The organism is Bradyrhizobium daqingense (assembly GCF_021044685.1).
Taxonomy (GTDB): domain Bacteria; phylum Pseudomonadota; class Alphaproteobacteria; order Rhizobiales; family Xanthobacteraceae; genus Bradyrhizobium; species Bradyrhizobium daqingense.
In genome coordinates this window covers 2,003,413-2,024,483 of the sequence record NZ_CP088014.1, presented here as the reverse complement: position 1 = coordinate 2,024,483, position 21,071 = coordinate 2,003,413, and the positions used below count along the sequence as shown (strand labels likewise).

The window sequence follows — 21,071 nt, the reverse complement described above, 5'->3', positions numbered from 1 at the left end:
ATATTCCGCGCGGTGAACATGACGATCGACGCCCCCCTAGACGCCGTCCCGCCGCGTGCCCCGGTTGCCTCCCCCATTGCGAGCCTGCTGACCGCGCCGATCCTGCCGACGCTGCTGCGGCTCGCGATTCCCAACATGATCGCGATGGTCGGCAGCACGCTGGTTTCGATCGCCGAGACCTCCTATATCGGCCGGCTCGGCACCATTCCGCTCGCCGCGATCGCGCTGGTGTTTCCGTTCGCGATGCTGACGCAGATGATGAGCGCGGGCGCGATGGGCGGCGGCGTCTCCTCCGCGATCAGCCGCGCGCTTGGCGCAGGCGATCGCGACCGCGCCGCGACGCTGGCGCTGCATGCCGCCATCATCGGCCTCTGCGGCGGGCTGTTCTTCACGGTGATGATGCTGGTCTTCGGCCGCTCCTTCTTCGCGCTGCTCGGCGGCCGCGAGCGCGTGCTCGACGAGGCCAGCGGCTATTCGCAGGTGCTGTTCTCCGGCGCGGTCGCGATCTGGCTCGTCAACACGCTGGCCTCGGTGATCCGCGGCACCGGCGACATGCGCCTGCCGTCAATGACGCTGATAGGCGCGAGCGTGCTCCAGATCGCACTCGGCGGCACGCTGGGGCTCGGCCTGTTCGGCGTGCCGCAATTCGGCATGCCTGGTGTGGCCAGCGGGCAGCTGATCGCGTTCAGCTGCGCCGCGATCTTCTTCCTCTGGTATCTCTTGTCCGGCCGCAGCCGGTTGCAGCTCGATGTCCGCGCCTTCCATTTCGAGCGCGCGATGTTCCTGGACATTCTCAAGGTCGGCGCCTTGGCGTGCCTTTCGCCGCTCCAGACCGTGCTCACCATTCTGATCTTCACGAAGATCCTCGCGACCTTCGGCACCGAGATGCTGGCCGGCTACGGCATCGGCTCGCGACTCGAATTTCTGCTGATCCCGATCACCTTCGCCTTCGGCATCGCCTCGGTGCCGATGGTCGGCGTGGCGATCGGCGCCGGCCATCTGAAGCGGGCGCGGCGCGTGGCCTGGACTGCGGCAACGGCCTCGGGATTGACCGTCGGCCTGATCGGCCTCGTCGTCGCGCTCGATCCGTCGCTATGGGTCGCACTCTTCACGCGCGATCCCGGCGTGACTGCAGCCGCCCACAGCTATTTCCACTGGGCCGGTCCGGCCTTCGTGTTCTTCGGCATGGGCGTGTCGCTCTATTTCTCCTCGCAAGGCGCGGCGCGCGTCGGCGGACCCGTGCTTGCTTCGACGGCGCGCCTGCTGATCGTCGCTGTCGGCGGGATCGGTCTGATGATGGCGCAGGCACCGGCCTGGACCTTGTTCGCGCTGGTCGGCGGCGCCATGGTCGTGTTCGGTCTTCTGACCGCCGGCTCGGTCGCGTTCGTGCGCTGGGGCAAATGAGCGCAGGCTTATCAAGCGCAGGAATGTGATTCCATCCGGCGTTGCACAATCTCGCCGGGCTGCTATGGAGGCGCCTCCATTTTTCGGGGCCTCTCGATGTTCAGCAGATTCGCACTTCCCTTCCTCGTCGTGGCTGCGCTGCTCGGCGCAACCAGCGCGCAGGCGCAAAGCGCCGACGGGACCTGGCTCACCCAGGCCGGCGATGCGCGCGTCAAGATCAACAAATGCGGCGACGGCATCTGTGGCCATATCGTCTGGCTGCGCGAGCCCTATGACACCGCGACCGGCCAGCCCGCCACCGACAGCAAGAATCCCAATCCTGCGCTCGCCAGGCGTCCGATGATCGGACTGCCATTATTCAACGGCATGCAGCCGTCAGGTCCGAACAAATGGTCGGGCCAGATCTACAATGCCGACGACGGCAGCAGCTATGCGAGCAGCGTCACGGTGACGTCGTCGGATTTGCTGCGCGTCGAAGGCTGCGTCGGCGCGCTCTGCGGCGGCGAAACCTGGACGCGCGCGGGACGGTGACAGTCTTCGTGTCCCGGACGCGCTGCGGCACGCCGTGACGCGGCGCAGAGCCGGGACCCACACTGCCATGGGCTCCGGCTCGACATCGCACCGTTTCACGCTGCGCTGCGTCGGGGGCACGAAAATTCCTACGCCATCATCGCTTTCAACGCGGTCGCGGCCGAGGCGTAGCCGCCTCGCGCGCCGTCGATGAAGTGCACGTGATCGCTGCGCAGCGCCGATGGCGTGAAGCAGGTCATCATCGCCGCGTCTTGCCGATGGAGGCCATAGCGCACGACGCCGTCGCGCGCGGCCGCCACGAGCCGATCGCTCAACGCACGTTCGAGTTCCGGCGTACAATCGAGGATCATGCGCAAGCCGTCGTCATACTTCCTGAAGTCCGAGTTCTCGACCACCTGACGCTTGTAAACTTCAGGCACGAAGCCGCCGACCTTGAGGTCGAAGCGCATGATCAGGTAGGCAAACAGCGTATAGGCGAGCACGCCGGCTCTGCGCGCGAGCAGCGGGCCGCCGCGCCTGGTGCGGGCTTCATAATCCAGCCCCTGCGGCGGCCATTTCAGCGGCGGTCCCTGCGCCGGTACCGGGCGGCCGCCATCCGGGCTACGCTCGACGAGATGGATGATGTCCTCGATCACCTTGCGGAAGGCCGGGGGATCTACGCCGCGTGCCGGCATCACCAGCACCGACAGGATCAAGCCACGTGAGGCCGGCATCACCTCGAAACGGCAGGACAGGCCGGAGAGGTCGGGCTGCGTGCCGCCGGGCGCTTCGGTCAGCGCGAACTCGCCGCGCTTCATGGCGGCATCAGCCCAGGCGAGGCCGCCGCCGGAGAACATGGCATAGGACAAATTGGCCGACGGACCGAAGCGCGCGACGCGCACATCGAGGCCCTGCGCGCGGATGGCGCTGACCGGCACCAGAGCGACCCGCATTTTCAGGTCGAGATCCTCCCGCACCCAGGTTGCGGTCGCCGCCAGCGCCTCCCGGGCCCGCTCGAGGTCGTGAGGCGAAACTGCAAAGCTCGCGCCATCGCCGCCGAACACGAAGGGAAATTCGCGCCCCTCCAGGGCGTTCGTCACCGCCGCGATCACGGCGGCGCCGGCCATGTTGACCGCCTTGTAGCGCTGCGCCGCGATGGCCTTGGTCGAATCCACGATGTCGGCTACGCCGATGCTCCAATCGTCCGGCAGCGGGGAATACAGCACCGGATCCATCAGGCTGGTAAAACCGCGGAAGACCGGAATGCCGCCGTAGAAGGATTCGCTCGATGTCATCGGGTGATGCCGGATGGTTGAGATGGCACGGTTGCAAGACAGATACGTGGCAGGATAGACCCGGGTTCGCCGGCTTTCGCGATGTCCCGATCATTGGCTGAGAACAAGCCGGACAACAAGCCCGCATGGCCGCGCAATGCCGCACAAGCCGTCACCGGAATTGTCACATGAACGAATTGACTGGGAGAAGCCTCGGGCCCGCGTGCCTAATGCAGCTTCTCGTCCTGGCGCTTGCGTAGCGCCGCGGCCGGGACATCATGACATCCGACCAGCCGCACGAATTGCTGCGGATACATCTCATGGCCGTGAGCACCGGAATTCTGATGCGACATCGGCTGACAATGGACATCGTCCGGCCTCGCGCGCGACCGCTCTGTAGACGTCCGGCCCAGGTTCGAAGCGGTCATGTTTGGCATAGCCATGGACTGCTCCCCTTCAATTAGGGCAGATCGATTGTCGTAACCCAATCGATTGCAGGGCATCTTACGACCAAATCCGGCTGAATGTCATTTCGCCGGATCAACCAATTGTCGCGGCCGGGGTTCCGCAAAAGCGTTTTCGAGCGAAGTGGACACCGGTTCGCGTGAAGAAAACGCGCCAAAACAAGAATCTAGAGCTTCGGTTCTGATTCAATCAGAACCGAAGCTCTAGGCCGTATTCCCCGCGTCGACCGTGAACACGGTGCCGGTGACGTTCCGGCCGCCCTCGCCGAGCAGATATTCCACCATGCGTGCGACGTCATCGGTTTCCGGCAGTCGGCGCAGCGCGCTGCGGCTGGCGATGCGCTTGCGTCCTTCGTCGGAGAGATTGTGCGTCAGCTCGGTGTCGATGAATCCAGGCGCGATCGCATTCACGGTGATGCCGAGCTTGCCGACCTCGCGCGCGAGCGAGCGGGTGAAGCCGGTGGCTGCGGCCTTGGTCGCGCCGTAGACGGAGAGGCCGTTATAGCCGGTGGTGGCGATGATGGAAGAGATGTTGATGATGCGGCCCGCGCCGTCCGCCATCATCTGCCGCGCGACATATTTGGTGAGGATGATCGGCGACAGCACGTTGAGCTGCACCAGCGCCTCGATCTCCGAATTGTGCATGGTCGCGAGCAGGCCCTCGGTGCCGAGGCCGGCATTGTTGACGAGACCGTAGATCGGGCCGAATTCGTCGCGGACCAGCTTTGCAAAAGCCGGGATCGCATCGATCACCGCAAGATCGCAGGCGCGGAAATGCAGGCGCCCTTCGGAGACCGCGACCGCCGTCTTGAGCTCCTCGCTCTCGCGCCGCGCGGCCGCAATCACATTGAAGCCGGCAGCGACGAGGCGCCTTGCGATCGCAAGGCCAATGCCGCGGCTGCCGCCGGTGACGAGAACATTATGCATCGGTGCGCGCCATTTTGCCGGCCGGGGTGACGTCGAGCGCCTCGACGAAGCGGATCACGGCCGGCACCTTGTGAGATGCGAGCTGCGCGCGGCACTGACCCAGGATCTGGTCGCGGATCTCCTTCGCGTGCGCCGGATCAGAGCCATCGGCGAGAATGACGTCGGCGACGACGATGCCGCCGGTGATCGGGCTACGGCGCGATTTGGCCCGCGACATCCGCACATCGGGATGGCGGTTGATCACCGCCTCGATCTCTTCGGGGTGGACCTTCAGCCCGCCGATGTTGATGATGCCGCCGCGGCGGCCGACGAAATAATAGCGGTCACCGCGCAGCTCGACGATGTCGCCGCTGTCGACAAAGCCGTCATCGTCGGTAAGCGCGGCTGCGTTGCGGCCGATGTAAGCATGTGCGGTGCGGCTCGAGCGGATGCGCAGCGAGCCGTCGACGACCTTCATCTCGACACCATTGCGGTTGCCGAGATAATTGGCCGGAAAACCTTCCAGCCCGTCATTGACGGCGAAGCCTACGCCGGCCTCGGTCGAGGCATAGGCATGACCGACGGAGGCATCGGGGAATGCGGCTTTCAGGCCGTCGAGCACCGCCTGGTCGGCGATCTCGCCGGAGAGACGGACGTAGCGAGGGGTGAACTGGGCGGCCGAGCCGCTCATCAGGAGCTTGCGCCAGTGCGAGGGCGTGCCGGAAATGTGCGAGACGCCTCGCGCATTCAGCCTTGCGACGTGATCGGCCAACACCTCGTGCGGATCCGACAGAACCATGGAGCCGCCGGAGAGGATGGCGCGGAGGAAAATCTGCAGGCCGCCATAGCGGCGGATGTCGTAGAACGTCGCCCATACCGGCGCAGGTCCGCGCGCAGGGCCTTCGGCGACAATCGCGCCGGTGAGCGCTTCCAGCGTATGGCCGGCGATTTTCGGCACGCCCGACGTGCCCGAGGTGAGCATCAGCCATTCCGTGGCACGTTCGGTCTTCGCTGGCGCGGCCGCTTCAAGCGGCAGGTTGGCGGTGACCACGAGCGGCACGCCTATCCCGGCCCAGCGATCGGGCTCGTCGGTGACGACGGCATCGATCGCGGCATCGGCGATCAGCGCGTCGAGATGCGCCGGATTGAGATCGGGCGGACACAGCAGCATGCGGCGAGCGATGCCGTCGAGTTCGATCATGGCAAGGCCTGACCGGAGCTGGTCGGACAGCTTGAGCAGCACGGCGCGGCCCGACAATTCGTGCAGGCGGCCGCCCAGAACCGTGTGCGACAGGACGTTCGTCAGGGACACCACATGGTGCGCATCGGAGAGTGTGCGGCCCCTCAGCTCCGCGCCGAGATGGTCGCGAAGCGCAAAGATCTCACGCGGGGACATTTTCGTAGGCCCGCACGAAATCGCCCACGGTGGCGGGGAACGCTGCGTCCTCGGAAATGGTGAAAGGGTCGACGCCGGTCTCGTCCTCGAGACGCGCGACCAGGATCGCGAAGGCGAGCGAATCGAAGCCCGTCTCATGCAGGGACAGATCGTCCGAGAGCGCCGGAAGCGTGACGTGCTGTTCCCTGGCGATCTTCTGGATCGCCTCGATGACCTTAGACCTTACCGACATGGCTGGCTCGCTTGTTGTTATCTCTTGTTGTTATCGCTCTTGCGGCGGCTCTTGCTGACCGCTCCCCCTTGGCCGTCTGTTTACCCGACAGAAGTAAATGGCTTCTTGGACAATTCAGATAAAATTGGACCTATCTGCTGATTTTCGCGAGGCTTACAGTCTGATCGTGCCGTCATTGATGCAGGCATAGGTCTTGCTATCGAGCACGACATACGCCCCGGATTTCGGGTCGAGCATGAACAGCGGCTCTACTATCGCGGCCGGATCGAAGCCCTCGCGCGCGAGCTCTCCCTTCTTCTGCTTGAAGGTCTCGGTCGCATCGATCTCGTGGGAGATGCGGATGAAAACGGGACGCGCATAGGCCGGCAGGCGCTGCGCGAGGTGGGCGGGCAGCGCGGCAATGTCGAAGCCTTCGTTGACGACGATGGCGCTCATGCCGGCGCGGCCGTCGGTGCCGGCAATGCTGACGCCATAGGTGGTGGCGTCGACCACGCCGGTGAAGTCGCGCACGGCGTCATTCACCTCCGAGGTCGCGACGTTCTCGCCTTTCCAGCGGAAGGTATCGCCGATGCGATCGACGAAATGGAAAAAGCCCTTGTCGTCGAGCCGCATCAGGTCGCCGGTGCGAAACCATGCGTCCCCCCGAGCGAAGACATCGCGCAAAATCTTCTTCTCCGTCTCGCCTGCGTCGGTATAGCCCTCGAAACGCCCGCCGCCCTCATCGGCGGTGCCGATGCGGCCGATCGCTTCTCCGGCCTCGCCGCGGGCGCAGGCGATGCAAAAGCCGTCTTCGTTGCGAAGCGGCACGCCGCTGTCGGGATCGAGCTTGACCAGGCTTGCCGGAAAGCGATGCGCCAGCAGCGGCGGAATGCGTCCGATCGCGCCGGGCTGGCCCTCGACGTTGAACAGCGAGAAATTGCCTTCGGTCGCCGCGTAGAATTCGAGGATGCGCGGAATGGCAAAGCGCGCCTGAAAATCCTCCCAGATGTCGCCGCGCAGACCGTTGCCGCAGACGAGCCGCAGGCGATGCCGGTTCTCATATTCCGACGGCGGCGCCTTGAGCAGATAGCGGCAGAGCTCGCCGATATACTGGAACAGGGTGCAGTCGTGCCGGACGACGTCGGACCAGAAATGCGAGGCGGAAAACTTCTCCGCAATCACCACCGAGCCGCCGGCCGTCAGCATGCTGCACGGCGCGACGATGCCGCCGACCGAGTGGAACAGCGGCAGGCAATCATAGAGGCGGTCCTGAGGCGTCGCGCCGGTGAGGCCGGCGAACCAGAAACCCCAATTGAGGATGCGGCGGTGACTGATGCTCGCGGCTTTCGGCAGGCCGGTAGTGCCCGATGTGTAGATCAGCAGGGCGCGGTCGTCGATCGTCACCCCGCCATGCTCATCGCGCGAAAGGGGCGCATCGTCGAGCGCCGCAAGCGCGACGTCGATGGCGCGTTCGCTGCGGGCATCGCCATGGCTCCAGACCTTCGCCTGCGACTTCAGATGCGGCGCTGCGCCGTCGAGCATCTCCGCGAGCTCACACGCGACGATGATGTGCGATGGTTTCGCGACGTCGATGCAATGCGCCAGCGATGGCCCCACCAGCCTGGTGTTGAGCAGCGCGACAACGCCGCCGACCCGGCTGATGCCGAGCCAGGCCGCCACATAGTCGATGTCGTTCGGCATGATCAGGGCAACGGTGTCGCCCTTGGCCACGCCGACCGAGCGCGCCCAGCGCGCATAGCGGTTGATCCGCTTCGACAGGCCGTCATAGTCAAGCGTGGCAGCGTCGGTGACGAGCGCCGCGCGGTCGGGCTGGCGTCGCGCCCAGTCATCGACGACGTCGGCGAGCAAACGGCCCGGCAGCGTCTCGATCCGTGCAGTGAGCTCGATGGCCTTCAGCCATATCTTCGACGCCGACGGCGCGCGCGCGGCTTTCGCTTGCTCGATGACACCGGTGGTCATGCCGTTATTCTCTTGGGACCGTGGCTGCTGGTCCCAAGCTTAGCCCGCGCCGCCCTGCCCAGGTGTTAAGGGGCAGGGTAAAAGCCGGTTAGTGCGCGATTAACGCTAGTCATTCCTTACCGAGCCGACGGCTGCGCGAGACGGCTGACACAAGGCGGGCGGAATGATCGGGATCGGGCTAGCAGCAGCACCGCACGCGAAGCGGAAGCGCCGATCCAGCCGGTCCTAGCCGGTTCGCCTGTGACGCAAACGCTGCGGCGGCGCGTCGACGGGGTAGTACGGATTGAGATCACAGATCGCGGCGCGACCCCATGCGGTGGCGCGGCACTGCGGGATGGATGTGAAGGAGCAATCGTACCACTCCCCGCCACCACCATTCGCGCCGGAGTAAACGTGCATGCAGACAGGGTAACGGGGATCGAAAGTCTGCGCATGAGAGGGCGCAATCACGAGTGAGGCGCCGATCGCGAGGAGCAGGCCGAGCGAAGCACGCGGCGAGAGGATCCGAGGAAAGCGCATCGTAGACCGTCAGTACTGTTGCTTCTGCCGCTTACGCGGCCGCGGCGGGGGCTGGTCGAAAGCGTAATAAGGGTTCAGGTCACAGCTCGCAGAGCGGCCCGACGCCGTGGCGCGGCACTGCGGGATCGACGTGAACGAGCAATCATAATAGTCACCGCCGCCACCGCCGAAGCCGCCGCCGGGCGTGTAGACATGCATGCACACGGGGTAACGCGGATCGTAGGTCTGGGCGCTGGCATCGGCCGCGACGAACAGCGTGGCCATCGCGGTGAGAGTCAGGATCGGCAAGCGCATGGAGAAATCCTCGAATCGGTCACGGCGCCGGCACGGAAGCCGACTGCCTCCTATGGCATAACACCATGCTGGAGGCGACTGTTCCTAGGTACAGATGACGGCAAGGTGAGTGCGGCGATCTCGCAACGCACTCACGGTCGTCATGGCTGGGCTTGACGACCAAACCAGCGGCTACGCGCCGAGCCCTTGCAACACGAGGCGGTTCAGCCTCGCGGCGAACGCCGCCGGGTCTTCCGGCAATTCCCCATCCAGGATCTGCGCCTGTTCGAGCAGGAGCAGGCTGAGATCGTCGACGGCCTTGGAGCCGGCCGGCGCCTTGGTGATCGCACCCACCATCGGATGGCGCAGATTGATCTCGAGGATCGGCTTGGTCTTCATGCCGCGGTTCTGCTGCGCCAGGATACGCTCCAGCTCGCGGCTCGGCCCCTGGCTGTCGGCGACCAGGCAGGAGGCGGAGCTGGTCAGGCGCATCGAGGCCTTGACGTCGCTGACGCGCTCGCCGAGCGCGGCCTTGATCACCGCGATGGTGGCGGCCTCATCGGCCTCGGGCTCGTCCTTCTTGGTCTCGTCCTTGTCGTCGAGGCGCGGGATCAAATCGAGGTTGAGATCGCCCTGGCTCAGCGATTTCAGCGGCTTGCCGTCGAACTCCGAGGGCATCGAGGTCCAGAAGGCATCGACCGGATCGGACAGCAGCAGCACCTCGATGCCGCGTGCGGTCGCGGCCTCCAGCCGCGGATTGGACTTCAGCCGCTCGATGCTGTCGCCGACGAGATAGTAGATCTCGGTCTGGTTCGGCTTGAAATCGGCGATCACCTGCTTCAACGACCGCTTCTCGCCCAACGTCGTGGTGAAGCGCGATAGCGCCAGCAGCTTTTCGCGACGCTCGAAGTCCTCATAGATGCCCTCCTTCAACACCGCGCCGAAGGCGTCCCAGATCTTGGCAAAATTATCAGGATCCTTCTCAGCGAGGCTTTCGAGCTCGGATACGACGCGGGTCGCCACGGCCTTGCGGATCTGCGCCAGCTGCGGATTGTTCTGCAGCATCTCGCGGGAGATGTTGAGCGGAAGATCCTCGCTGTCGACGACACCGCGGATGAAGCGCAGATAGCCCGGCAGCAGGTCGGCATCGTCAGTGATGAAGACGCGGCGGACGTATAGCTTGACCCGACCCTTGCGGTTCGGCTCGAACAGGTCGAACGGCTTGGCCGACGGCGCGAACAGCAGCACGGCGTAGGAATAACGGCCCTCGGCGCGGTAATGCAGCGTCATCGCGGGATCGTCGAAGGCCGTCGCGATCTGCTGATAGGCTTTCTTGTAGTCCTCCGCCGTCAGCTCGCTCTTCGAGCGCTGCCACAGTGCGCTCGCCGAATTGATCTGACGCGGCTCGCCCTCTTCCGGCACGAGCTCGATCGGAAACAGGATGTTGTCGGAATAGGCCCCGACGATGCGCTCGATCTCGTAGGTTTCGAGATATTTCTTGGCGTCGTCCTTGAGGTGCAGGACGATCTCGGTGCCGCGCGTCACGCGCGCAGCGTCCTCATCGCCGGCGCGGGCGATCTCGAAGCCGGAGCCGCCTTGGGAGCTCCAGGTCCAGACGTCGCTCTCGCCGGCGCGGCGGCTGACCACGACGATCTTCTCGGCGACCATGAAGGCGGAATAGAAGCCGACGCCGAACTGACCGATCAGGCCGAGACCGTCCTTGGCCTCTTTCAGCTTCGACACGAAGGCCTTGGTGCCGGAGCGGGCAATGGTGCCGAGATGGTCGATCAGCTCCTGCCGCTCCATGCCGATGCCGTTGTCGGCAATCGTGAGCGTCTTGGCCGTCTTGTTCGGAATGATGCGGATCTTGAGCGCCTCGCCCTCGCCGAGCAGGTCCGGACGGGCGATCGCCTCGTAGCGCAGCTTGTCGCAGGCGTCCGAAGCGTTGGAGACGAGCTCGCGCAGGAAAATATCGGTCTCCGAATAGACGGAGTGCACCATGAGGTGCAGAAGCTCGGAAACCTCGGCCTGGAATGGCTGCGTATGCACAGCCGTGTCTGACGTCGTCATGCGTTTACCCGGTCAAAACGAGAGGGAAAGCCCGGATATAACGCGATGAGAGAGCGGATCAAGAGGACGTGAGCGGCTCGGCCCCGGCCCAGAGGCGATCCCTGTCCTTGGACGATGGAGTTATCAGGTTACGCAGCGGCCGGGCTGGAGCAGCTTTGCGACCTCGGTCAGGGAGCTGACCATCGGCTCACAGGCGATCGTCGGCTTGCTGCGGTTCTTCTTCTGGTTTTGGCTCTGGTTCTGGAGCAGCACCGGAGGCTTGGCATTGCCGGTCTCGATCACCGCGGGGACCCGCAGCAGCACCGATGTGTCTGCGAGGTCGTTCAGCCGCATCGACACCGTCCGGGTGGCAACGGGCGCCGGCTTGATCTCGGCGAGGCGGTCGGCCTTGCCGGTACGATTGACGTTATGGCTTGGCGCAAAGTTCGTGCTGTGGCTGGGTATATCGGCGACCGCCTGCCAGCGGTCGGCCAGATCGTGGCCGGAGGCCAATTGCACCGCGCCAAGCGTTGCGGCAATCGCGACGGCGCCTAAAAATACCTTTTGAATCTGTGACATGGCTGTCGATCCCTCGCCCCATGGCGATCACGGGAACAACGCGGGCGGAGGATCGGGGGTTCTCAGCGGTCACGATCACTTAACCGTGTGCGAAAAAAGCCGCGGGTCTGCAAAATATTTCGGAAGCCGTGGAACGAGTCTGGCGCCTGCGAGTCGTCTCAGCAGCCGGCTATTCCCCCCTGCCCCATAAGCCGGCGACGTAGGGCGCGACTGTGGTGATGCCAGTCGCGCCCTATTCTATTTGTTAGGCCGATCAATCGGTTATAAGCTAACCTATTGTGTCCGCTGACATTAACCCTCTGTTGAACTCCGACAAACTCCGGCCAACTCCGTCTTTCTTGGGAACCCACCTTAGGGCAAAAGGGTGGGGCGCGACTGTTGAAAGGTGCGTTCGGAGCCTCTGATGCCTATCCACACGATGCCCCAATCCTTTGTAATGCAGCCGCTCGCTCCCGGTCGCTATTCCGATGGTGGCGGCCTGTATCTGCACGTTCGCCCCGGCAAAGCGCGCAGTTGGATTGTAATTCTGCACGACAAGGGCAAAAGGCGCGAACTCACGATCGGCCCCGCGGCTGGGCCAGACAAGCCCGGCCTATCTCTCGACGACGCTCGCACCGCCGCTGAAGATAAGCGGCGGGCGCGGAAACAAGGCGTCCTGATCCCGGCACCGGTCGCGTTCGCAGAAACAGCGTCTGAAACGAAGGTCTACACATTCGAGCACGTTGCCGCGGATTGGTTGGAAACAATACACAAGCCCGCCGTGTCGAAGAAAACTTTCGCTGACACCGAGAGCCTTATCAATCGGCATGCTGCGAAACTACTCAACATGGATATCACCGCCATCAAACCCAGCAACGTGGAAGCCGTCCTTGCCCCGATTTGGAGTCGGATCAATCGCAGCGCGAATGATCTCCAAGCTAAGCTGGAGATCATCTTTGACTTCGCCATCGCCTATGGCGCCAAGAACGATGTCAAGAACCCGAAGGAAGAGCGATCGCCCAAAACCCATTATCTGCCGAGCGACGCGATCAATCCGGCTGAGAGACGGCGCTTACCTCTGGCTGACTTAAAGATCGCGACAACGCATCATCGGGCCGTGCCATGGGAAAGGCTTCCTGCCATGATGACGAAGATTCGCAGCAGAAATGAAATGGCGGCACGCGCCCTGGAATTTGCAATCCTATGTGCGGCGCGCCCTTCTGAAGCGCGCGGCGCCCGCGTGAGCGAGATCGACTTCAAACAGAAACTTTGGGTGATTCCAGTCGCTCGAATGAAGGTGAAGAAGATCAAAGGCAAGAACGGCAAGTGGGTGACGCTGCCTGACCACGTCGTTCCCTTATCCTTGCAGGCCATCGAGCTATTGCGCAGGCTGATCCCGCACGATGCCGCACCGGACTCGGATGATTTGATCTTCGAGGGCGAAAAAGCCGGACAGATGCTCGGTCACAACGCACTGACACACACGCTAGTGCGCGTCGCTCCAAACACGACAGCACACGGCACCGCGCGTGCGTCGTTCTCATCGTGGAATGCGAAGAAGGGAAAGTTCTATTGGCGATACGTAGAAGCCGCGCTCGCCCACACCTTTAAGGCTGAGACTGAAGAGGCATATAATCGCACCTTGGAGAGCCCTTACGTAGAAGAGCGGGGGCCGCTAATGCAGGCATGGGCCGACTATTTAGATTCCGCAAAAGAGGGTTAACAGCGCTTTACCCTGTTGACTCCGGCAAACTCCGATCTATTTTCCGACCGTTGATCGTCGAAGACGCAGGGCGCGGCTACGGGCCGCCCTGAGGAGATGATCAGCCGATAGCGAGACCGTCGCGAATGGCCGCCCCTCTCATTGGGTGGACAGACCCCATCGCGAACTCAGTTGACGCCCTACGGGGCGCGTGGGTCTCGCTATGCGCAAGCCGCCTAAACTCAAGACAATTGTTACACCTATCCCATCAGGCCAGCATTGCCACACCGTTGAGCAATGTAAGCAGGCGCTCGGTGTTGCTGACTCGACGATGTGGGCCATCATCGCCTCAGGCAAACTCAAGTCCTTCAAAGCTGGCCGACGTCGCTTGGTCACCGCCGATTCATTCGCTGCATACCAGCGAGGCGAGTCATGACCCCGCCGCGCACATTGGAGGCCGCTCGCGCGGCCTTTGTTGATGAAGTTCTGCGGCGCGAGGCGGAGAAAGCCGCGCCGCGCCGGCAGATGGAGGCCGAACGCCGCCGCGCCACTTTCCATGTGGTGCGGCCATGACGCACGATTCTGTAATCCGAAGATTGATCGCTTTTGGCGACGCGGACGAGTGGGCTGCTGAGCACGGCCTACCACCCGAAATGTTGCGGCCAGAGCAATCGCGCGATCGCAGAATCGGCCAGGGCAATGCCACGGCGCGCTTCCTGCGCGATGATCTTGGAGTCACGGACGAAGACGCAATTCGGTTCTGCGTCACCGAGCTTCATTTCGGCCGATATGACGTCGAGTTCAGCGCGGCACTAAAAGCCTCGAAAAGTTCAGGCATGTCTGCCGCGTCGAGTGCCGAGTCGAAGCGGATTCAAAGTTGGATTCGACAACGGCCAACTGAACACGTCGCTCACCTACAAACACTTCAGGCCGCTATCGAACCGTTTCTGATCCGGAAAGTCGGACCTTAAGTCCGGAAAGTCGGACCAGACACTGCGGTCGTCGAGCGTGTAGCTCTAACCCATCGACGACCTTAAAGCCCGGAGCTAATCCAATGCCAACCGAGAACATCAAGTTTTTCCAGCCCACGCCCGGCGCAACGCCGCGGACTCCGTACGAAAATCTCCCGATTCTCGCGCGCAAGCTTTACAAGCACGAAGAAGACTTGGCAGAGCAGTCGTTCGCTCGCTACGAAGCGAAGCAGGCCCGTTTGATGGAAATCCGCGGTCGCAAGGCGGCAGCGCAACTTGAAGCGCTTCAGAACGAGCGGGAGCCAAAGCCGTCTGCAGAGCTTGCGGAAGACAGCGCTCGGATTATCGCCGAATGCAATACGGAGCTTGCGGCTCAAGAGCAAGCGTATGAGGACGAAAAGCGACTTCTGCCCGGGGGGTTTTGGCAAGTCGTGCAAGACTTCGCGAAGACGCACGCCCTTAGGCCGCTGAAGTCGTACAACTTCAAATGCGAGCTTGGCGACGATCTGCTCGCGGAGCATGAGGCATGTAGAGCCGCTCGCGAAGCGAAGCTCGAAGAAGTGGACGCCGTCAGACGTGCGGACGTCCCCGCCACCGTCATCACATCGGCGATCGACCGCATCTATTCGGAAGCATCGACGAGCATTCAGCACGCTCTGCGAAAGCTTCGCACTCCCAATAAAGTTGCGACGGGCCGTTTCTCCGCGCGGTCACTCGAATTGCCGATGCTGACGATTCCAAATGGTGCTGGCGGTCTCTCTCGCCTGAACGACACCGCCACATTGCTCTTTGCTGTATTCGGCACTGAGATTCGCGAGCGGCTGAAAGCGATGGCTCTCGCCGGCCACGACGCCGAAAACGCCATTCCAATCGCCGATCGGCCCGCCATGCTGAAGAAGATCGAGGCTGACATTCTGGAGATCGAACGCAAGGCGGAGTTCATCTATCGAACCGGCCGGGCTCGCGGCATCAACACCGGCCCGCGCTTGGCGGCGAGTCCGCTCGCCATCTTGGACATCGACTTCGCTTAACAAGATTCCCGGCGCAGGGGTTTTCGATCCTTGCCTCTGTGTCGGGGAAGTCCGCGGGTGGTTTTTTGGTTGAACTTACCATCCTCGGCAAGCCGCACGGCTCCTAGTCAGGTGCGGTCAATGTGGACGGTCCGCCGTCACTGCCAAAGCGCCGCAAGGCGGGTGTGGATGCAACAGTGAAGGTGGAGCGTCTTGAACACTGAACGTTCAAGCAAAACAGGAGATTCCAAAATGAGTGACGATCTGGATTCTAACCCCAAGCTGCCCATCCTGCACGCCCACGCTGCCGCTGTTTTGCGCGTGGGAAAGGACGCGGCCGACGCCGTGCTTGTCAAGTTCGGCGCGCCGCACGGTGGGCCGGGTGCCTACCGCCAAGTGCCTGCATCGAAGCAGGCGGCGTGCATCGAAGCCTTGGAGCGACTGGCCGCAGGCCCGGCGAATAGCAATGAAGCAGTCGAGCGCAACCTGAAGCGCCTTTCACCGGCGGCTATGGCGAACTTTGGCAATGAGAAGCCGAAGGCACCGCGCGCGCCGAAGAGCTTCGACGATCTCGCGAAGTCCGCATGGGATCGATTCAATAATCCCCCGCCTGTGGGCCGCGCCGAGTAGCGCGATGGGCAGCGCTCCCCACGCTTCCAAATGATGTAGGTGCTATCATGTCTGAAAAATCTAAATGGCCACCACTGATCTGTAAGCAGCGCATCCGAGTGCTTTGTTACCTTTTTGGGTCCACGGATGGCACGCTTCGCGGTATTGCAAACCCGTCCGACCGCCGCCGCTGCAAAGCTCGCATTGAGTACGAACGTAGTTACGCGCGCATTTGGGAGAATGACGCGACGCGCAGTTGTAACACCGCCGAAGACCTCGAAGAGCAGAAGCGCCTAGCCCACCTGAGTTTCGCAACCTTGCGGGCCAGCAACGCCGAGCTTTTGAAGCGACCGATTTTGTTGCGCGGCGATGGCCAGGAATTCTGCGAGCCTTTCAAGGATTCGATGCCTCTCGACGACTATACGGAATGGGGGTACGCGAGCGATCTCGCCACCACGACCAAATTTGTGCTGAACGACGCGCGGAAGGAATATCTGGCTGTGCGATGGCATAGCCCGGACGGCACCGCGCGCAATGTACCCGACGATTACCGATCGGCATTCGAAGCGCAGATGGACTATCACACACAGGCGCTTGAAGCGAACCGCGAGAACATCGCGAAGCATTACGGCTCGCCTTACGGCAGTTGGCGCGGCATTCCGCAGGCCCGTCTCGCGGCGGCGAACCGTTATGCGCGACTCTGGCTGGGAAGGTTTGAATCCCGCTGCGAATTCGAATTGGCCCTATTGCGCATCACGATCGATGAGATGGACGCCGAAGAACACGAACGGAAGGCCGAAGAGCTTATTGAGAGTATCGAGCGGCAGATCGAGGACGTGGCGCAGGACATTCTGCATGACATCTTGGCCGAAGGAGTGACGTCATGACTCCCGCATTCATCTCTGCGATGCTTCGCCGCATGAGCGCAGCATACGATGAGGGCTCGGAGACCCAGCACAAAGTGTGGCGGGCGGCGCCGCATCTAGCGGCGACTTACCTTATGGAGCAGACCGCGACGTGGCCCTTTGAGGTAGATGACGGTGATCGACAAGCGTTGGCTGAGCGGTTCGTTCGGGCGCTTGTGAACGATGAGATTTGAGCGACGTTGGTCGGGTAGGATGTAGGTGAGGTAAAAGTCGTGGGTAAAAGTGATGGCGCCGGAACACTCACGGCGGGATTGGAGCTAATCGAAACACTGCGCGGCGACGCCGGCGCAGTCATGGACTTCAGAGCCATCCCTGAGACGAAGGCCGCGAAGAAGGCGCTCGCCAGCAGCCCCACTCGCTTGCGTCACCGCGGCACGCTGCCGGACCTGTCCGACAAGTTTAAGCGCCTCAACAAAATGGGCTTCGCCATCTATTACACCTTGAATCTTTCAGATGGCAAAGGCACCAAGCGGGCAAACTTCAAGAAGGTCTTGGCACTGCCGCTTGATCTTGACACGGCGCCACTGCCTAAAAAGTGGCTGCGCGGCCTAGAGCCTCACGTGATTGTCGAGACCTCGCCGGGCAAGCACCAATGCATTTTTGTTATTGAACCTACTGACGACTTCACCGCAACGAAGCGCATGACGCAACGCCTTGCAAAGGCGTACGGCGGAGACCCTAGCGTTTGCGATGTGGCGCGGGTGCTGCGTATGCCCGGCTTCAAGCATCAGAAGGGTAAGCCATTCGTAAGCCGTATCGTGATGTCTCGTCAATTCGAACCGCCCCACAAGCTCGGAGTGTTTGACAAGGCTTTGCCGCGGCTACCCTCAAACGAATCGGCGCCTAGCGATGAGCCGCCCGAAGGATTTGACACTATCGGGCTTGAAGACGTTGAATTGATGCTCAAGGATGCAGACCCCGCGCAGGTCGTCCCCGGCAATGCCGAATGGGAAGAAGTCGCGATGGCACTGCACACGCTCAGCAACAACGATCACGACGTCAAGGAATTATTTCTTGATTGGTGTCAGGAAGACCCGAACTATGCCGGCCAGGAACACCGCGACACAAACAATTTAGATGGGACTCGTTCACCGCCGACAGGCCGGGCGGCCGTGGCGCGGGCACCTTGCGGCGCCGGCTTTTGGAGAACGGAATTAGCGCCGAGAACCTAGCCGTCATCTTTGGTCGCATGACGCCTGAGGACGACTTCGACGACGACCCCGCGCTGAAATGGGACTTTGAGTCAATCGAGGACACCCCAAGGAAGGCACCGGTCTATAAGACTGACAGCGGAGTCCGGTATCAACTTGCGAGCGACGTTGAACCCGAGCCCATCAACTGGCTGTGGTCGAACCGGATTGCGCGCGGAAAACTGAATTTCCTCGCCGGCCCACCCGATCAGGGCAAGTCGCAGATTACCTGCGATCTTATCGCACGCGTCACGACCGGCAGCGCATGGCCGGACAAGTCCGGCAGGCCGATTCCGGGCTCGGTCATCGTACTGGCCGCCGAGGACGACGCCGGGGACACCATCGTTCCGCGTCTGAAGGCAGCCGGCGCCGACGTCTCGAAGGTGATGATTGTGCAGATGATGGTCAAACCTGTGAAGGGGCGGCCCGAACGAATGTTCAACATCGCGGACGATCTGCCGGGTCTCGCTGAGATCATTCGGACGTGCAACGACGTTGCCCTAATCGTCATCGATCCCATCAACAGCTACATGGGCGCCGGCGGGCGCAATGGCACCGACACGTGGAAGACATCGGAAGTCCGCTCGGTGCTGAGTCCGCTCGGTAACCTCGCCGAACGCCATGACGTGGCGGTGCTGTTCTTGTCCCATCTTACTAAGAACAGCGGCGGCAGCGCTCCGCTAGCACGCATGCTCGACTCTCAGGCATTCACCGCGATTGCTCGCTGCGGATGGTTCGTCGCGCCGGAAATGCAAGACAGAAAGGAAACTGCTCGCAAGTTCTTCGTCAAGGGCAAGAGCAACATCGGCGCCCCGGTGCCCGGACTTACCTATGAGATTGAAGAGACGACCGTCACGACCGCCGCCGGACTTGTGCTGAAGGTGCCGCGGATCAAGTGGACCGGTGAAACAGACATGTCGGCCGGGCAGGTCTTCCGACAGATGGACAACGGCGGCGAACAAGAGAAGGGTTCAGCCCTCGAAGCGGCGATCACGTTCCTAGAGGACGAATTAGCAAGCGGCCCCAAGCCGTCTGATAAATTGAAGGACCGGGCGGAAGAGCGGGGCCATAGTTGGCGCACTGTCCGCCGCGCTGCCTTCGAGGGTGTCGGCGTTAGGAGCGAGCGCAGCGGCTTCGGCAAGGGTTCGGCCTACGTGTGGTCCCTTCCCGACCCCGATATCGACTTCGGCTGATAGCCAAAGCAGACATTGCTGCGCTGCTCCCGATAGCGGCTTGTGGACCCATTGCGGAAATTCCGCCGTTCGGCGCATGCGCTGTCCCTGAGGGAGTGCACCCGTCCGGCGCTTTGCTCGGACCATTGAGCTAGATCAATGGTTGGCGGCCGGCGAACTGGTTGCCTATCCGGCATGGCTGATCCCCAGCGAGACAAGCCGGAGCAGGCGCCGCGCACGAACGACGAGGCGCGGCTGAGCGAGCTTCGGCGCATCATAGAAGCACACGTTGCCGACCTTCGCGAGATCATCAAGAAGTTGCGCCAAAAGATGAACTGAGGCTCGCCGCTCTGAGGGGTGGACTCGGAACCTGCGATCCTTCAAAATTCGCCCACATTGTAGCGTGGGGTACGGGTCATGAAGGATATGCAGGCTAGCCTGGAGAAGCTGCGCGCTGACGCGGCCGAGGCGGCACTGGTTCGAGATCTTGCAACCGATCCCAAGAAGCGAGCGCTGTACACCAGGCTCGCAGACCACCTTTCAAAGCTAGCTGACGAGGTCGAACTGGCGATGGCGCAGCAGCGAGCAAGTTAATCGCGTATATCAAATGATACAGCGCGACCGGGAATTTAAGCGCAATCTGCAGCTTCGGCAACGCCCGCCACCACCGCACAGGGAAGCACATGCAGAAGCGTCGTCGTTTTAAGCAAACCACTTCACTTGAGGAGCGGCTCAACGCTGAAGCAAGCCGTCTCCGGAGCGAGGCTCAATTGATGGCACCGGGCAAAGAGCGGGAGCGGCTCCTGCAGCAGGCCCGCCAAGCCGAGACCAGCGTTCACATGAGTGAGTGGCTTCGTTCTCCAGGCGCTATGCCATCTGATTGAACGAAGAGCGTTCGGTTGCTGTCCTGAGATTAGCCGAAGTGCGATGAACGCCCTCGAAGGTCTGCTCTCGCACTTAGCGGACCTATATACACGGGGAATTTTGGTCAGCATGGGCGAAACCCTATAAAACCAGGGGTGGGAGTGCTGACCAAGCCTTGGTCAGCATGGCGCATGCTGACCATCTCCATGCTGACCAAGCTCTCCATGCTGACCAAAGAATGGTCAGCACTATTATTATTAGATATCAGCTACTTGATACATGCTGACCAAACGTCACCGTGTATATAGGAGTGGTGATGGTGGGCCGCGGCTATTTCCGGCTTTTATTCTTCTTATCAAATACATGACCCAACAACCGATGCCTCCAACTCGCGCGCTAAGAGCGTTCGGTGTGCATCTGTATTGCTCAACGACGCGCGTTAGCTCGGTGCGCGCACTGATCGATCAGAATTTTCTCGTGCGATGAAGAAGGGAAATATTCGCCGCTTGCGTGCTTAAGAAATTTTTCTGCGGGTCCTGGAGCTTGGCCAAAACCGAATACGGGAAGAGCATAGCCGCGCGACCAAGCTCTGATGGTGGGGTTCCACAATTCGGCAGCAGCGTTGATCGATGCAGAGGTAGAGAAATATTTTCCTTCCCTGCCGACTACTCTCGCGCCCGAGTGAGCTTCGCAAATTCATTGTTGTGCGTGTAGCGTCGCCGGCGCCGACGCGCGGCTGTTTTGTTACTTTGACTCTTCAGCGCCACGGCTCCTAAGGTTTGTCCGACATTAAGGATGAACCGATGACCCGCGCTGAACTCCAATCGATCTATCGCGACTTCGCGGAGCGCCACGGCTACGACATGGCCCGCAGAGTCGTGCGCTGGCGAGCGATGACGGGCAGCGCGAGTCTCAACAGCGTTCATCCGCAGAATTATGCGGCTCTCGCGCGTGCCTTCGCAGATGTTGCCGCGGGTCGCGACCGCCTACCCGCGTACACGCCCGCCGACGATCGCTTGCAACGCCGGACGGTCCCGATGAATTACGCGTTCGATCGCGGCGCAATCACCCCCAAGATGTGAG

The 21,071-nt window shown here is 62.1% G+C and carries 24 protein-coding genes; 14 read left to right on the top strand and 10 right to left on the bottom strand.

Translation table 11 applies throughout. The features are described 5' to 3' along the window. The first annotated feature begins 18 nt into the window (after positions 1 to 18). Both LPJ38_RS09620 and LPJ38_RS09615 read left to right on the top strand, forming a co-directional pair. Positions 19 to 1,404 carry an MATE family efflux transporter gene (locus tag LPJ38_RS09620; protein ID WP_167520554.1) on the top strand — a complete coding sequence of 462 codons (1,386 nt, stop codon included), beginning with the start codon at positions 19 to 21 and terminating at the stop codon, positions 1,402 to 1,404. A gap of 96 nt (positions 1,405 to 1,500) precedes the next feature. After that, positions 1,501 to 1,935, top strand: coding sequence for a DUF2147 domain-containing protein (locus LPJ38_RS09615; protein ID WP_145637393.1), 435 nt, complete (start codon positions 1,501 to 1,503; stop codon positions 1,933 to 1,935). A 128-nt stretch (positions 1,936 to 2,063) separates the two neighbouring features. On the opposite strand, the gene LPJ38_RS09610 is transcribed toward LPJ38_RS09615, so the two are convergent. From LPJ38_RS09610 to LPJ38_RS09565, 10 genes are all read right to left on the bottom strand, one after another. Beyond that, a complete protein-coding gene (locus LPJ38_RS09610) occupies positions 2,064 to 3,209 on the bottom strand; it encodes a DUF3095 domain-containing protein (protein WP_145637390.1) in 1,146 nt (381 codons plus the stop codon). 206 nt (positions 3,210 to 3,415) lie between these two features. Further along, positions 3,416 to 3,631 carry a hypothetical protein gene (locus LPJ38_RS09605; protein WP_145637387.1) on the bottom strand — a complete coding sequence of 72 codons (216 nt, stop codon included), beginning with the start codon at positions 3,629 to 3,631 and terminating at the stop codon, positions 3,416 to 3,418. Positions 3,632 to 3,856: 225 nt separating this feature from the next. Continuing rightward, on the bottom strand, positions 3,857 to 4,579 hold the full coding sequence (locus LPJ38_RS09600; protein WP_145637381.1) for an SDR family NAD(P)-dependent oxidoreductase: 723 nt from the start codon (positions 4,577 to 4,579) through the stop codon (positions 3,857 to 3,859). Beyond that, positions 4,572 to 5,954 (bottom strand): class I adenylate-forming enzyme family protein, encoded by a 1,383-nt coding sequence (locus LPJ38_RS09595; protein WP_167520553.1) that lies wholly within the window; start codon positions 5,952 to 5,954, stop codon positions 4,572 to 4,574. The genes LPJ38_RS09600 and LPJ38_RS09595 overlap by 8 nt, the downstream gene beginning before the upstream one ends. Beyond that, the gene (locus LPJ38_RS09590) at positions 5,941 to 6,186 is read right to left on the bottom strand and encodes an acyl carrier protein (RefSeq protein ID WP_145637378.1); all 246 of its coding nucleotides are present in this window, start codon (positions 6,184 to 6,186) and stop codon (positions 5,941 to 5,943) included. The genes LPJ38_RS09595 and LPJ38_RS09590 overlap by 14 nt, the downstream gene beginning before the upstream one ends. Positions 6,187 to 6,339: 153 nt before the next feature. Beyond that, positions 6,340 to 8,145 (bottom strand): long-chain-acyl-CoA synthetase, encoded by a 1,806-nt coding sequence (locus tag LPJ38_RS09585; RefSeq protein ID WP_145637375.1) that lies wholly within the window; start codon positions 8,143 to 8,145, stop codon positions 6,340 to 6,342. A 225-nt stretch (positions 8,146 to 8,370) separates the two neighbouring features. Next, positions 8,371 to 8,664 carry a DUF3551 domain-containing protein gene (locus tag LPJ38_RS09580; protein ID WP_145637372.1) on the bottom strand — a complete coding sequence of 98 codons (294 nt, stop codon included), beginning with the start codon at positions 8,662 to 8,664 and terminating at the stop codon, positions 8,371 to 8,373. 9 nt (positions 8,665 to 8,673) lie between these two features. Next, on the bottom strand, positions 8,674 to 8,958 hold the full coding sequence (locus LPJ38_RS09575; protein ID WP_145637370.1) for a DUF3551 domain-containing protein: 285 nt from the start codon (positions 8,956 to 8,958) through the stop codon (positions 8,674 to 8,676). Between the two features lie 171 nt (positions 8,959 to 9,129). Beyond that, on the bottom strand, positions 9,130 to 11,007 hold the full coding sequence (gene htpG, locus LPJ38_RS09570; RefSeq protein WP_145637368.1) for a molecular chaperone HtpG: 1,878 nt from the start codon (positions 11,005 to 11,007) through the stop codon (positions 9,130 to 9,132). 123 nt (positions 11,008 to 11,130) lie between these two features. Beyond that, a complete protein-coding gene (locus tag LPJ38_RS09565) occupies positions 11,131 to 11,565 on the bottom strand; it encodes a hypothetical protein (protein ID WP_145637365.1) in 435 nt (144 codons plus the stop codon). Positions 11,566 to 11,968: 403 nt separating this feature from the next. On the opposite strand from LPJ38_RS09565, the gene LPJ38_RS09560 reads away from it, so the two are divergent. From LPJ38_RS09560 to LPJ38_RS09505, 12 genes are all read left to right on the top strand, one after another. Beyond that, the gene (locus LPJ38_RS09560) at positions 11,969 to 13,267 is read left to right on the top strand and encodes a tyrosine-type recombinase/integrase (RefSeq protein WP_145637362.1); all 1,299 of its coding nucleotides are present in this window, start codon (positions 11,969 to 11,971) and stop codon (positions 13,265 to 13,267) included. 202 nt (positions 13,268 to 13,469) lie between these two features. After that, on the top strand, positions 13,470 to 13,682 hold the full coding sequence (locus tag LPJ38_RS38275; protein WP_145637359.1) for a helix-turn-helix domain-containing protein: 213 nt from the start codon (positions 13,470 to 13,472) through the stop codon (positions 13,680 to 13,682). Beyond that, positions 13,679 to 13,819 carry a hypothetical protein gene (locus LPJ38_RS09555; RefSeq protein ID WP_158644766.1) on the top strand — a complete coding sequence of 47 codons (141 nt, stop codon included), beginning with the start codon at positions 13,679 to 13,681 and terminating at the stop codon, positions 13,817 to 13,819. Before LPJ38_RS38275 ends, LPJ38_RS09555 begins: the two co-directional genes overlap by 4 nt. Then, entirely contained in the window at positions 13,816 to 14,217 is a 402-nt protein-coding gene (locus LPJ38_RS09550) for a hypothetical protein (protein ID WP_145637356.1), read from the top strand. Before LPJ38_RS09555 ends, LPJ38_RS09550 begins: the two co-directional genes overlap by 4 nt. 83 nt (positions 14,218 to 14,300) lie before the next feature. Then, on the top strand, positions 14,301 to 15,248 hold the full coding sequence (locus tag LPJ38_RS09545; protein ID WP_145637353.1) for a hypothetical protein: 948 nt from the start codon (positions 14,301 to 14,303) through the stop codon (positions 15,246 to 15,248). A gap of 231 nt (positions 15,249 to 15,479) precedes the next feature. Further along, a complete protein-coding gene (locus tag LPJ38_RS09540; RefSeq protein WP_145637351.1) occupies positions 15,480 to 15,857 on the top strand; it encodes a hypothetical protein in 378 nt (125 codons plus the stop codon). Between the two features lie 47 nt (positions 15,858 to 15,904). Continuing rightward, entirely contained in the window at positions 15,905 to 16,723 is an 819-nt protein-coding gene (locus tag LPJ38_RS09535) for a hypothetical protein (protein WP_145637346.1), read from the top strand. Between the two features lie 251 nt (positions 16,724 to 16,974). Further along, positions 16,975 to 17,934, top strand: coding sequence for a DNA-primase RepB domain-containing protein (locus LPJ38_RS09530; RefSeq protein ID WP_145637343.1), 960 nt, complete (start codon positions 16,975 to 16,977; stop codon positions 17,932 to 17,934). Continuing rightward, positions 17,889 to 19,145, top strand: coding sequence for an AAA family ATPase (locus LPJ38_RS09525; protein ID WP_158644765.1), 1,257 nt, complete (start codon positions 17,889 to 17,891; stop codon positions 19,143 to 19,145). Before LPJ38_RS09530 ends, LPJ38_RS09525 begins: the two co-directional genes overlap by 46 nt. A 174-nt stretch (positions 19,146 to 19,319) precedes the next feature. Then, positions 19,320 to 19,463: a hypothetical protein gene (locus tag LPJ38_RS09520; RefSeq protein ID WP_167520552.1), complete on the top strand. Its 144-nt coding sequence runs from the start codon at positions 19,320 to 19,322 to the stop codon at positions 19,461 to 19,463. A 78-nt stretch (positions 19,464 to 19,541) separates the two neighbouring features. Then, the gene (locus LPJ38_RS09515; RefSeq protein ID WP_167520551.1) at positions 19,542 to 19,718 is read left to right on the top strand and encodes a hypothetical protein; all 177 of its coding nucleotides are present in this window, start codon (positions 19,542 to 19,544) and stop codon (positions 19,716 to 19,718) included. Positions 19,719 to 20,791: 1,073 nt separating this feature from the next. Next, positions 20,792 to 21,070: a hypothetical protein gene (locus LPJ38_RS09505; RefSeq protein WP_145637333.1), complete on the top strand. Its 279-nt coding sequence runs from the start codon at positions 20,792 to 20,794 to the stop codon at positions 21,068 to 21,070. Position 21,071 lies beyond the last annotated feature (1 nt).

What these genes read in the sequence shown, in the direction of transcription:
- LPJ38_RS09620 (WP_167520554.1), top strand. Translation starts at nt 19, where the DNA reads ATGACGATCGACGCCCCCCTAGACGCCGTCCCGCCGCGTGCCCCGGTT.
- LPJ38_RS09615 (WP_145637393.1), top strand. Translation starts at nt 1,501, where the DNA reads ATGTTCAGCAGATTCGCACTTCCCTTCCTCGTCGTGGCTGCGCTGCTC.
- LPJ38_RS09610 (WP_145637390.1), bottom strand. Translation starts at nt 3,209, where the DNA reads ATGACATCGAGCGAATCCTTCTACGGCGGCATTCCGGTCTTCCGCGGT.
- LPJ38_RS09605 (WP_145637387.1), bottom strand. Translation starts at nt 3,631, where the DNA reads ATGGCTATGCCAAACATGACCGCTTCGAACCTGGGCCGGACGTCTACA.
- LPJ38_RS09600 (WP_145637381.1), bottom strand. Translation starts at nt 4,579, where the DNA reads ATGCATAATGTTCTCGTCACCGGCGGCAGCCGCGGCATTGGCCTTGCG.
- LPJ38_RS09595 (WP_167520553.1), bottom strand. Translation starts at nt 5,954, where the DNA reads ATGTCCCCGCGTGAGATCTTTGCGCTTCGCGACCATCTCGGCGCGGAG.
- LPJ38_RS09590 (WP_145637378.1), bottom strand. Translation starts at nt 6,186, where the DNA reads ATGTCGGTAAGGTCTAAGGTCATCGAGGCGATCCAGAAGATCGCCAGG.
- LPJ38_RS09585 (WP_145637375.1), bottom strand. Translation starts at nt 8,145, where the DNA reads ATGACCACCGGTGTCATCGAGCAAGCGAAAGCCGCGCGCGCGCCGTCG.
- LPJ38_RS09580 (WP_145637372.1), bottom strand. Translation starts at nt 8,664, where the DNA reads ATGCGCTTTCCTCGGATCCTCTCGCCGCGTGCTTCGCTCGGCCTGCTC.
- LPJ38_RS09575 (WP_145637370.1), bottom strand. Translation starts at nt 8,958, where the DNA reads ATGCGCTTGCCGATCCTGACTCTCACCGCGATGGCCACGCTGTTCGTC.
- htpG (WP_145637368.1), bottom strand. Translation starts at nt 11,007, where the DNA reads ATGACGACGTCAGACACGGCTGTGCATACGCAGCCATTCCAGGCCGAG.
- LPJ38_RS09565 (WP_145637365.1), bottom strand. Translation starts at nt 11,565, where the DNA reads ATGTCACAGATTCAAAAGGTATTTTTAGGCGCCGTCGCGATTGCCGCA.
- LPJ38_RS09560 (WP_145637362.1), top strand. Translation starts at nt 11,969, where the DNA reads ATGCCTATCCACACGATGCCCCAATCCTTTGTAATGCAGCCGCTCGCT.
- LPJ38_RS38275 (WP_145637359.1), top strand. Translation starts at nt 13,470, where the DNA reads ATGCGCAAGCCGCCTAAACTCAAGACAATTGTTACACCTATCCCATCA.
- LPJ38_RS09555 (WP_158644766.1), top strand. Translation starts at nt 13,679, where the DNA reads ATGACCCCGCCGCGCACATTGGAGGCCGCTCGCGCGGCCTTTGTTGAT.
- LPJ38_RS09550 (WP_145637356.1), top strand. Translation starts at nt 13,816, where the DNA reads ATGACGCACGATTCTGTAATCCGAAGATTGATCGCTTTTGGCGACGCG.
- LPJ38_RS09545 (WP_145637353.1), top strand. Translation starts at nt 14,301, where the DNA reads ATGCCAACCGAGAACATCAAGTTTTTCCAGCCCACGCCCGGCGCAACG.
- LPJ38_RS09540 (WP_145637351.1), top strand. Translation starts at nt 15,480, where the DNA reads ATGAGTGACGATCTGGATTCTAACCCCAAGCTGCCCATCCTGCACGCC.
- LPJ38_RS09535 (WP_145637346.1), top strand. Translation starts at nt 15,905, where the DNA reads ATGTCTGAAAAATCTAAATGGCCACCACTGATCTGTAAGCAGCGCATC.
- LPJ38_RS09520 (WP_167520552.1), top strand. Translation starts at nt 19,320, where the DNA reads ATGGCTGATCCCCAGCGAGACAAGCCGGAGCAGGCGCCGCGCACGAAC.
- LPJ38_RS09515 (WP_167520551.1), top strand. Translation starts at nt 19,542, where the DNA reads ATGAAGGATATGCAGGCTAGCCTGGAGAAGCTGCGCGCTGACGCGGCC.
- LPJ38_RS09505 (WP_145637333.1), top strand. Translation starts at nt 20,792, where the DNA reads ATGACCCGCGCTGAACTCCAATCGATCTATCGCGACTTCGCGGAGCGC.